Below are 11366 nucleotides of genomic sequence, written 5' to 3'. Positions count from 1 at the left end.
GCAGGCTGGTACAGGTCTGAAGTTTAAAGTGAACAGAAGAATTGATATTGAAGGCAGATTGATGTATGTTGTAACAGGTGATGATGAGTTTGATGGTGGTGGTGATAAATACAGTGCTATCAATAAAAAATCTGAGCAGGTTTCTGACAACTTTTTCAACGCTACTTTAGGGGTTTCTCTAAAACTTGGAAAACATGAATCTCATGTAATGTGGCATGACCCACTTCAGGAAATCTATTACAAGCTTGATGTACTGGCTAATAAAAACCAGGATATAGAAGTATGTAAAAAGGAGATGCTGATAACGATGGGGTATGTGACGATTGGGACAGACAGCTTGATACTCCTGCAGGAGCAAGAGTAGATGGTGCCGGAGTTGCTCTAGACACAGACCTAGATGGTGTAATCGATCTTTACGATAAGTGTGTAACAGTTCCTGGACCTGTTGAAAACAACGGATGTCCAGTAGCAACCACAGGACCTGTAGTAGAAACAGAAACTAAATTGGAAGGAATTGAATTTGATTTAAATTCTGACAGAATTTTACCTTCAAATACTCCAATCTTAAATAATGCTGTAAACTATATTAATTCTTCAAATGGTTCTTACAATGTAATCGGAGCTACTGATACAAGAGGTACTGATGCTTACAACCAAAAACTATCTGAAAGAAGAGCAAACAACGTTAAGAACTATCTGATCAAAAACGGTGTTCAAACAGGTAAACTACAGGCAGTAGGAAAAGGTGAAAAAGACCTTAAATACCCTGAGTGTGAACCAGCAACGAAGTGCCCTGAATGGAAAAACAGAGCCAACAGAAGAGTATACTTCGAAGCTAAATAATAAGCTTATTGATATATTATATAAAAGTCACGCTATGCGTGGCTTTTTTTGTCATCATTCTTTCCTTATTTTTACAACATGATTTCTCCGCAGGATTTTCAAAAGCTAAAATATGACACTCTTAAGTATTTCTGGGGGTACACCGACTTCAGAGATTCTCAGGAAGAAATTATTAATGCTGTTATCAATGAAAAAGACACCCTGGTACTGTTACCCACAGGAGCAGGAAAATCTTTGTGTTATCAATTACCTGCTTTGCTCAAAGAAGGAACCTGCCTCGTAGTTTCCCCTCTTCTTGCATTGATGAAAGATCAGGTAAATCAGCTTAAATCACGCGGTATAGAAGCAGAATATCTTTCATCTGAACTGGATGAATATGATGCAGAAGCTATTTATGACCGATGTAAAGAAGGCCTTACCAAATTACTTTATGTTTCTCCTGAAAGACTTACCAACACTCAGTTTATTCAGAATATGGAGGAAATTCAGCTATCCTTTATTGCAGTAGATGAAGCGCACTGTATTTCAGAATGGGGCCAGGATTTCAGACCAAGTTATCAGAATATTAAAGGATTCAGAAGTAATAATCCTGAGATTCCCTGCCTTGCCCTGACTGCAACAGCAACTCCGAAAGTGTTGGAAGAAATTAAAAATAAACTGGAACTGAAAAAACCGTTTGTTTTCCAAAAAAGTTTCAAGAGAGAAAATATTAAAATTTTCAGTGATGAAGTATCCGATAAATTCCAACGTGTCTTTGATATTTTAAAATACAGCAATGATTCTGGGATTGTGTATGTAAGAACCAGAAAAGAAGCAGAACTACTGGCAGAATTCCTGAAAAAAAATCAACTGAAAAATGTAGATTATTTTCACGCCGGCCTGACAGCTAAAGAAAAAAATGCAAGACAGAACCTTTGGAATAACAGTGATAATCATGTCCTGATTTCAACCAATGCCTTTGGAATGGGTATTGACAAAGACAATGTACGGTTTGTCATTCACTACTCTCCTGCAGCTTCTCTGGAAAACTATTATCAGGAAATCGGAAGAGCCGGAAGAGATGGTAAAGATAGTTTTGCCTTTATGCTTTGGAATAAACAGGAACTTCTGAATTTTGATCAGGTCTTAAAAAACCAAACTCCCAATAAAGCTGAGTTTTTAAAGATCATAAGCTTCCTCTACTCTATTTTCCAGGTAGCAGAATTTGAGCTTCCGGAAAAAACATTTCAACTGAATACATTGGGTATACAGAATTTCACCAAACTGTCAAAAGCAAAGATTAATAATATTCTTAATTTTCTGCATAATCAGGAAATTATTTATTATAACGAAAACAAAAGCCTGTCTTCTCTCGAACTTTTTATTAAAGCTGATGAGATAGATCAATTACCACAAAAAGATGCTCATTTTATAGAGCTTCTTTTCCGTACTGTATCCGGAATTACAACTCACAAAGTAATGTTCAGCGAACAGCAGGTGAGCAATAAAATCAACATCAGTGTTCCTTTGATCAAGGAACGTCTGAAAGAGCTGCAACAAAAGAATTATCTTGAATACATTGATGGTGCACTTTCCAGTATTAAATTCTTGAAACCCCGTGACGAAAGAGCTGTCAATAATGCTTATTGGAAATTATTTGAACATATTCAGAGAAATAAAATCCAGAAATGGGAAGAGATGAAGTTTTACGTAGAAAACAACGACTACTGTAAAATGAAACTAATTCTAGCCTACTTTGGTGAAAAAAATTCCAAAAACTGTGGTCAGTGCTCGGTCTGTGAAAAAAATAAGCAATCTATGTTTGGTAAAAATATTTCTCAGCAAATTGTTAATTTATTAGCAAAAAAACCAGCAACAATAGAAGAGCTTTCAATACAGCTGAGCTATCATTCAAAAGAGAACATATTAGAAAACCTTATTTTCCTCTTAGACTCAGGAAAAGTAAGAATGCTGAACTTCAGAACGTATGAACTGAATCATTAGTCATAATTAATAAGTAATGAGCAATAAGTAATAATAGTATAGATTTTTTAGATAAAAAATATATATACTCATCCTATCTCTAAAACTCTCCCACCCTCCAACCCAAACCCTTTCCGACTCTCAGATCAAAAACTTATCTTTGCAGTATGAAATCATTGAAAGTCGTTTTTTAGGAACTCCGGAGTTTGCAAAAACTTCTTTGGAGGCAATCCATACATCTCACCATCAGGTTGTAGGTGTAGTAACGGTAGCTGATAAAGCAAGTGGACGTGGACAAAAGATTCACCAATCACCGGTAAAAATCTATGCAGAAGAAAATAATATCCCTGTTTTCCAACCGGAAAAACTAAGAGATCCTGAGTTTTTGGAAGAACTTAGAAAACTGGATGCCGATGTTTTTGTGGTGGTAGCTTTCAGAATGATGCCTAAAGTGCTTTTTGAAATGCCTAAAATAGGTACTTTCAATCTTCACGCTTCATTACTTCCTGATTACAGAGGAGCTGCTCCTATCAATTACGCAGTAATTAATGGAGAAGAAAAATCAGGAGCGACAACTTTCTTTATAAATGAAAAAATTGATGAGGGTAATATTCTTCTTCAGCAGGAAATGGAAATTTTACCTGATGAAAATGCGGGAAGCCTTCATGACAGGCTCATGGAAATGGGCTCAGGGCTGGTTGTTAAAACATTAGACGGCCTGGCTGAAAATGCTATTGAAGAAAAACCTCAGCCACAGGTAGAACATCCTAAAAATGCTTATAAAATTTTCAAGGAAGATACAAGAATCAATTGGGAACAGTCATCAAAAACCGTTCATCAGTTTATCCTTGGAATGTCTCCTTACCCTGCAGCTTTCACTACTTTAAAGATTGAAAACGAAGAAAAAGGGTTAAAAATATTCGGAGGTAAATTTGAACTTGCTGACCACGGAAAATCAGCCGGAACGTTGGAAATTTCAAAAAATGAATTTAAAATCTATACCCAGGACGGAATGTATTATCCGCTGGAGCTTCAACTGGAAGGCAAGAAAAGAATGATGGTCAAAGATTTTCTGAATGGTTTTCGAAACTTTGATGGGATTGCATTAAGCTAAAATTCATTTTAAATAAAAATAAAAAAGGTTTAGAAAAATTCTAAACCTTTTTTATTCAGTAAACAGTCAAAATAATTTTGACTGTTATTTATTATAGTTGCACCAACTCAGTTACCTCTACATCATATCCTCCAACCTGAGGTTTGATATTAGGGTTTTGAGTGATTACTTTAAACTTATTGATTCCTAAATTCTTTAAGATCTGCGTTCCGATTCCATAGTCTCTGTAATTGTACGCCAATGTAGGATGCTGCTCCTGACCGTCCTGATAATTCAGGAATTGTTGAAGTTTTCTCAATGTATTTTCAGAATTCGAAACGTTATTGATGAAAATAATAGCTCCTTTCCCAGCTTCATTTACCATACCGGTTACTTTTTCCAACAAAGGTTTTTCACCGTTGTTCAATCTTGTCAATACATCGAAATAAGAATCCGAAGACTGTACTCTTACTAAAACTGGCTCATCTACGGTCCATGCTCCTTTTGTTAAAGCAAAGTGGATCTGATCATTTGAAGTTTCTCTGAAAGCATAAAAATCAAAATCACCATAGTGCGTTTTTACTTTTTTCTCTTCAAGTCTTTCTACCAGGTTTCCTTTTTTAAGCTGATAATGGATCAGGTCTTCAATGGAAACGATCTTCATGTCATGTTTTTGAGCAAATGCGTGAAGCTCAGGAAGGCGTGACATTGTACCATCTTCATTCATGATCTCACAGATTACTCCTCCTTCTTTCAATCCTGCTAAATGGGTAAGATCAATAGCTGCTTCAGTATGCCCTGCTCTTTTTAATACCCCTCCTTTTCTTGCACGAAGCGGGAAAATGTGGCCAGGTCTCATAAAATCTGTAGGCTTGGATTTTTCATCCATCAGCGCTAAAATTGTTTTTGCTCTGTCTCCTGCAGAAATTCCTGTAGACGTTCCATTCCCAAGAAGGTCAACCGATACGGTGAAAGCAGTTTCTTTAGGATCGCTGCTTCTGCTTACCATTACTTCAAGGCCAAGCTCATCACATCTTTTTTCAGGAAGCGGCATACAGATCAGACCTCTCCCGTGAAGCGCCATAAAATTGATAATTTCCGGTGTTGTCAGCTCTGCAGCACAAAGAAAATCACCTTCATTCTCTCTGTCTTCATCATCTACTACTATGATTATTTTACCATTTTTAAGGTCTTCAATAGCCTCTGGAATAGTATTTAATTTAATATCGGACATGTTTACTTTTTATTTGTGCAAAGATACTCATAAAAATAAGCATCTGCCAATTAATTATGGATGGTTTATTACGCTTTGGATAAAGAGTTAGCTGCCTCTCTGAAAATCTCGTAAGATCTTAATCTTTTCTGATGATCGTAAATATGTGAATTGATCATCAGTTCATCAACCTGGAATCTTTCCTGAAAATCTTTAAGCTTTTCCTGAACCTCAGCCTGATCACCAATAAAAGTATATCTCAGCTTCTGCAATACCATAGATTTTTCCATTGGAGACCAGATTTCATCCATATCATCCACGGGTGGCGCAAAAGGTTTTCTGTCGTTTCTTACAATATTAATGAATGCCTGAAATAAAGTGGTTGAAATTTTATGAGCTTCTTCCGAGGTCTCAGCTGCTACACCATTTACACACGCAATAATATAAGGCTTCTCTGAATATTTTGAAGGTTCAAAATGTTCTCTGTATATTTTAAAAGCCATTTCCATCTGTTCCGGAGCAAAATGTCCTGCAAATGCATAGGGTAAACCCAATTCCGCAGCCAGCCACGCACTGTCTGTACTTGATCCCAGAATATAAAGCGGAATATCCAGTCCTTCTCCCGGAATGGCACGAACCATCGCATCCGAATTTTCTTTTGAGAAATATCTTTGAAGTTCGAGGATTTGTCTTGGAAACTGTTCATTGATGATAGCTGGATTTCTTCCCAAAGCCTGAGCTGTCAACCCATCTGTTCCCGGTGCTCTTCCTAATCCGAGATCTATTCTTCCGGGAAATAAAGACTCCAAAGTTCCAAACTGTTCTGCAATAATCAGAGAGCTGTGGTTGGGAAGCATAATTCCTCCTGAACCTACTCTTATCGTTTTCGTTCCATTGGCGATGAAGCCTATTAAAACAGAAGTTGCAGAGCTTGCAATGCTTTCCATATTGTGGTGCTCTGCCAGCCAAAATCTTTTATAATCTAAATTTTCAGCGTGATTAGCTAATGATAAGCTGTCCTGAAAAGTATCATGAATGCTTTTACCTTGCTTTACCGGTGCAAGATCTAAAACAGAAATTTCAAAATTTTTCATATTGAGATCGTTAATTTTTCCAAAGGTGATAGGGAATCTCCTCTGTCAATTTCATAATTCTAAATTAGGTTCTTAAAAACCACACAAATTTAAAACTTAAAAACTGCATTAGTTACTTTTTGTAATTAATAAAAACAATTGATCAGTTCAGGGAAAAACTATTGGAATAAATTTTTGTTTACTCGATTTTACTTATAAGATTTTGGGTAAATTGCGGTATCAAACTAGAACATGCAAACAAAAATAATGTATATAGAAAATAAATCCTTTGATCATCACGGGCCTGCATGGATTGGTTTTGTAGAATTTTCAAAAACCGGACAAACAGTTTATTTCGATAACAAGGCTCTTAAAAAACTCAAAAGACCAGGAATCAACGCAAATCATTTTGATATAGAAACCGGTGAGGAATATTGGATATCTGGCGTAAAGAAAAATGGTCAGGACAGGCATCAATTTGGGGGTGGAAAAATTATGATTGATAAAAATTCCATTAATGACTATCTGAAACTGGTAGATTTCAACTATATTGATGAAAAGTACTTTGAAATTGTCGAATTTTCCCAGACAAACAAAAGCATATTTAATGAAATAGAAAATACAGAAACTGAATTCAGAGACGAAAGTTATCATGCTACTTTTTACGATAACAACCGCAGAAAATTAATTTTAGATACCAAAATTTAATGAAAAATATTTATTTGCTCCTTTTATCATTCTTTTTAATGAGCTGCTCTTTCAATCAATTTTATAAAGACCGAGAGTCTGACAAAGCAGATGGTGAAAAAATTCCAATAAAATTTTATTGGGAACTCCGATACGGAAACAATCCGGATGATATTTATAAATTGTTTGGCGAGAAATTCTTTGAGGTGACTGATAAAGAAAAGCTTGTAAAACTTATGAATACAGTCAATGAGATTGGCCCTGTAGATGAATACAATCTTGCCAAATGGGAAACCATGGTTGTGAAAGGAAACAACGCACGAAGTCAATACTTCTTCATGTATAACGTAAAAAGAGGTACTAAGAAAACAGAAGAATCTTTTACTTTAGAAAAGAATAAAGATGGGGACATAAAAATCGTGGGCTACAGAGTCAATCAAGACATGCTAAACGAATAAGAATAAAAAAGGGTTTGAATATTTCAGAACCCTTTTTTTATTTTATATCCACAAACCCTCCAATTAAATAATTATCACAAAAAAAAGTTTTTTAACATTAATAATTCATCATAAAGAGAAATATTTACTATATTCGTATACCAAATCTTAAAAAAATTGAATATGAAAAAACAATCAAACAGACTGTTCTATCGGCAGATTCTGACTGGGAAAACTGTTTTTATGAGTTTTCTTATGGCTGCAACGCTAATTTCATGCAGCAAAAACAATGAAGAAATTACCTCTGAAGCTCAAACCAATGCCTTCAATGCCGACAATCTTAAAAAAGGACAATTGAATGGCCAGGACATTACCTACGAGAGAAAAAACGGAATGAATTTTTTCGAGGGAGATATGGTTCTTTCTGACAAGCAATTATCCGAAGGTAATGAAGTCAATAAAGGTGGTGCCAGCTATTCAAGATGGCCAAGCGGTAAAATTTATTATACCATTGCCAGCAACATGGGCTCAATCAACGTTAATAAAATCAATTCCGCCATCAGCGAGTATAACAACAAAACCAATACTCAATGGATCTACCGAACCAATCAGTCTAATTATGTGGAATTCATTTTTGGAAGTTCATCCGGATCAGATGGCTGGGCTCATATCGGATATCAGGGTGGAAAACAAAATGTTTCTTTAGATCAATATATTTCTGTGGGATCAGTTATTCATGAGATGGGACACACTGTGGGACTTTACCATGAACATACGCGTAAAGATAGAGATCAATATGTAAAAATCCTGTGGAACAATATCCAAAGCGGACAGTCTCATAATTTTAATATTTATAGTTCCGGTACAGATATAGGATCTTTCAATATCAATTCGGTGATGATGTATTGGCCGACCTCTTATTCTAAAAACGGTCAACCGACTATAACAAGAGCTGACAACAGCAGTTTTACGTATAACAGAACCGGATTTACAACCGGAGACATCAATACCATTAATGCCATGTATCCTTAGTTTTAAAAATTCATATCAAATCAAAAAAGAACTCTTATGAGTTCTTTTCTTTTTTATAATTATAATGATTGATTAAAATCCTTATTTCGTTAAATTCAAAATGGCTTGGCAAAGCATTTTTCCACTCAGTCAATGTTTCGTGTGGATTTTTGTAGAACTCATCTTCAAAAGCCTTGATCTTGTCTGAAGTGATAACTCTGGAAATATCCAGCAATCCCTGTTCTGCAAATTTGGCAAGATGACCAATCACTGTTTCTTTCACCAAACCTCTTTCTAAAGCAATTTCACCAATAGTTTTTCCTTGTTCAAATAATTGAAACGTCAAAACCTGTGACGGAACTTTAGCAATTTTCAGATTGATTTCTTTATCATTCTTTTCATCTAAAAGTTTCGTTTCAAGAAGATGAATATCTCTCAGACTGTTCAAATATTCTTCAATGTCTTCCAGCCAGTTTTTAAATTCTTCGTTATATTGTTTTAAGCCTTTCGCTCCTTTTATTTCAGCATAAAAATCTTTCAAAGGATCGAAAATTTTATTCCTGATTTCTGTAAAAAAGAAATTAACGGCTCCTTTTGATTTACTTTCAATCTCCAACCATTCTTCTTTTTGTTCAATAAAATTATTAACCTTCTGAAAAATGATACGTTCCAGTTTTTCAAAAATTTTCCCAAGATTAACCGCTTCGTGTTTCAGTTGAAGATAAAGCTGTTTGGTTTTAGCATGGTCAATATTCTTGGTGACAATGGAAAGGTTATTCCATTCTTCCACTTCCTTCAAAAACCATGTACAATCCAGGGTACGAAGTACTTTTCTGATGCTGTAATCATATTTTTCCTGATTCAGAATGGCTTCCACATTGTCATTGGCAATCGTATCGGTGTGGAAATGCAGAATCCTGTTATCTTTGAAAATAACTTCAGGGGTAATTTTTGATTTTAAAACAATTCCTTCCAACGTTCTGCAACGGGATAAAGCGACATATACCTGACCGGCAGTAAAACTTTTACCTGCATCAATAATCACTTTATCAAAAGTTAATCCCTGACTTTTGTGAATGGTAACCGCCCAGGCTAATTTGATGGGAAACTGTTCAAAACTTCCCAGCACTTCTTCTTTGATATTTTTATCGGTATCAAGAAAATATTTTTTCTGTTCCCAGGTTTCTCTTTTTACAACAATTTCTCTCTCACTTTCGTCCAGTACAACACGGATTTCATTTTCATCCAATCCGATAATCTCACCCAATTTCCCATTAAAATATTTCTTTTCTCCGGAAATATCATTTCGGATGAACATGATCTGAGCTCCTATTTTCAATTCCAGAAACTGTTCATTCGGAAATTGATTTTCTTTAAAATCCCCTACAAGCTTGGCTTCATACGTTTGAGCATCCACTTTGATCTCTGCCAGCTTCTCCTGATTGATCTCATCTGCCATTTTGTTATGAGAACACAGATATACATAAGATTCTTTCCCCATATCAAAGTCAGGATCATACCTTTCATTGAGGTGATTAAAATCTATATTATCTACGTCACCATCACGGATAGCATTCAGAATTTCCAGAAACTCTTCGTCAGACTGTCTGTAAACTTTTGTCAGCTCAATGGTCACAATGGGGATTTCTTTAATGGCGTGACTGTCAAAAAAGAAAGGTGAATTATAATACATTTTCAGAATGTGCTCATCCCTCACTACCGGAGGAAGCTGAAATAAATCCCCGATGAACAGCATCTGCACCCCTCCAAACCGTTGATTGTTCCTTCTGATAAATCGTAAAGAAAAATCCATCATATCCAGAACGTCTGCTCTCAGCATAGAAACCTCATCAATGATAATGATCTCTACTTCTCTCAGAAGTTTCAGTTTGTCTTTACGGTATTTGAAATGGGGCATCAGATCGGCAATATTATTGGCCAAACTGGTATCTATCCTTTCTGTAGTGGGTAGAAAGGTTCTTAGCGGCAGACCAAACATAGAATGGATGGTAACTCCACCTGCATTGATCGCAGCAATTCCCGTAGGAGCTATTACGATATGCTTTTTCTTTGTTCGTCTTACAAAATCATTAAGAAATGTCGTTTTTCCTGTTCCGGCTTTCCCGGTTAAAAAAACGCTTCTGTTGGTATATTCTATTAAGTCAAAAAAATGATTGTTCATCGTCGTCAAAAATACGGAAATGAATTTGAATTTCTTACCTTGGCATAAGTTTTGAAAAATTATAAAAAGAAAAAAGCTTATTGTGAAAAAATTATTCATTTATGTTCCGGTAATAGTATTATGTACTACATTAACTTTAGTTTCCTGTAATACATCAAAGAATGTCAATACTAATCTTCCCGTTGATATTGCCAACAGACCTGCCGATGAAGACAGTCAAAAATACGAGCAGGCGCAACTCGACAGACTAAAAGCATCAATCGAATCTGAAGTATCGGGGGAAAAATGTACTGACGCCAGTGAATGGGCATTTACTCCCATGGGTGCAAAATCCTGTGGCGGTCCTCAACTCTATATTGCTTATCCCAAGAAAATAGAAATCTCTTTTTTACAGAGAGTGAATGATTATACGGATAAAGTAAGGGCTTTTAATGAAAAATATAATATTATGTCGGATTGTGTAATGATCACTCCTCCTACCTCTCTTAAATGTGTTAAAGGAAAGATAAGATTGATCACGCCTGATCCTAACTAACATAAAGCAAAGGTTCTATATCAAATCGAAAAAGCTCTGTCTCAGGACGGAGCTTTTTATATGTATTGTAAATAGGTCAATGGTGAATTTTGCTTCGCAAGTGAATGGTAAATTTTCGTTTCGCAAAAAATTGACAATCGCAGCGAATTGACGATTCACAATTTCAAGGTCAATATGTGAATGGCGCTTCGCAAGTGAATCGTGAATTTCCGTATCGCAAAAATTGACAAGCGCAGCGAATTGACTATTCACAATTTCAAGGTCAATATGTGAAATTGGTCGCTTTCGCAAGTTGAATCGGTGAATTTTCGTTTCGCAAAAACTTGACCA

8 protein-coding genes and 2 pseudogenes are annotated in these 11366 nt (G+C 35.7%); 7 read left to right on the top strand and 3 right to left on the bottom strand.

Features of this window, described 5'->3' with window-relative positions:
- From BOQ62_RS06765 to fmt, 3 genes and pseudogenes are all read left to right on the top strand, one after another.
- Positions 1–843: pseudogene (locus BOQ62_RS06765) on the top strand (OmpA family protein); the annotation flags it as partial.
- A 78-nt stretch (positions 844–921) separates the two neighbouring features.
- Positions 922–2826, top strand: coding sequence for an ATP-dependent DNA helicase RecQ (locus BOQ62_RS06760; protein ID WP_129038164.1), 1905 nt, complete (start codon positions 922–924; stop codon positions 2824–2826).
- Positions 2827–2972: 146 nt separating this feature from the next.
- Positions 2973–3919, top strand: a pseudogene (gene fmt / locus BOQ62_RS06755) (methionyl-tRNA formyltransferase).
- A 91-nt stretch (positions 3920–4010) separates the two neighbouring features.
- Here the strand turns inward: fmt and ribB are convergent.
- Positions 4011–5132, bottom strand: coding sequence for a 3,4-dihydroxy-2-butanone-4-phosphate synthase (gene ribB, locus BOQ62_RS06750; RefSeq protein WP_129038162.1), 1122 nt, complete (start codon positions 5130–5132; stop codon positions 4011–4013).
- A gap of 68 nt (positions 5133–5200) precedes the next feature.
- Positions 5201–6205, bottom strand: a complete 1005-nt coding sequence (locus BOQ62_RS06745; RefSeq protein ID WP_129038160.1) for an LLM class flavin-dependent oxidoreductase — start codon at positions 6203–6205, stop codon at positions 5201–5203.
- 231 nt (positions 6206–6436) lie between these two features.
- Here BOQ62_RS06745 and BOQ62_RS06740 point away from each other — a divergent pair, with 231 nt between their 5' ends.
- The 3 genes from BOQ62_RS06740 (at position 6437) to BOQ62_RS06730 (ending at position 8340) form a co-directional block, all read left to right on the top strand.
- Complete coding sequence (locus tag BOQ62_RS06740; protein ID WP_185146789.1) at positions 6437–6892, top strand: hypothetical protein; 456 nt, start codon at positions 6437–6439, stop codon at positions 6890–6892.
- Entirely contained in the window at positions 6892–7329 is a 438-nt protein-coding gene (locus tag BOQ62_RS06735) for a hypothetical protein (RefSeq protein WP_129038158.1), read from the top strand. Before BOQ62_RS06740 ends, BOQ62_RS06735 begins: the two co-directional genes overlap by 1 nt.
- A gap of 162 nt (positions 7330–7491) precedes the next feature.
- Positions 7492–8340, top strand: a complete 849-nt coding sequence (locus BOQ62_RS06730) for a M12 family metallopeptidase (RefSeq protein WP_129038156.1) — start codon at positions 7492–7494, stop codon at positions 8338–8340.
- Between the two features lie 34 nt (positions 8341–8374).
- On the opposite strand, the gene BOQ62_RS06725 is transcribed toward BOQ62_RS06730, so the two are convergent.
- The gene (locus tag BOQ62_RS06725) at positions 8375–10501 is read right to left on the bottom strand and encodes a helix-turn-helix domain-containing protein (RefSeq protein WP_129038155.1); all 2127 of its coding nucleotides are present in this window, start codon (positions 10499–10501) and stop codon (positions 8375–8377) included.
- 82 nt (positions 10502–10583) lie between these two features.
- Here BOQ62_RS06725 and BOQ62_RS06720 point away from each other — a divergent pair, with 82 nt between their 5' ends.
- Positions 10584–11036: a hypothetical protein gene (locus BOQ62_RS06720; RefSeq protein WP_129038153.1), complete on the top strand. Its 453-nt coding sequence runs from the start codon at positions 10584–10586 to the stop codon at positions 11034–11036.
- Positions 11037–11366: the final 330 nt, after the last annotated feature.

This window comes from Chryseobacterium sp. CH21 (assembly GCF_004119445.1).
GTDB lineage: Bacteria > Bacteroidota > Bacteroidia > Flavobacteriales > Weeksellaceae > Chryseobacterium.
Note: the sequence above shows the minus strand (reverse complement) of the source record. Positions and strands in the feature narration are given on the sequence as shown.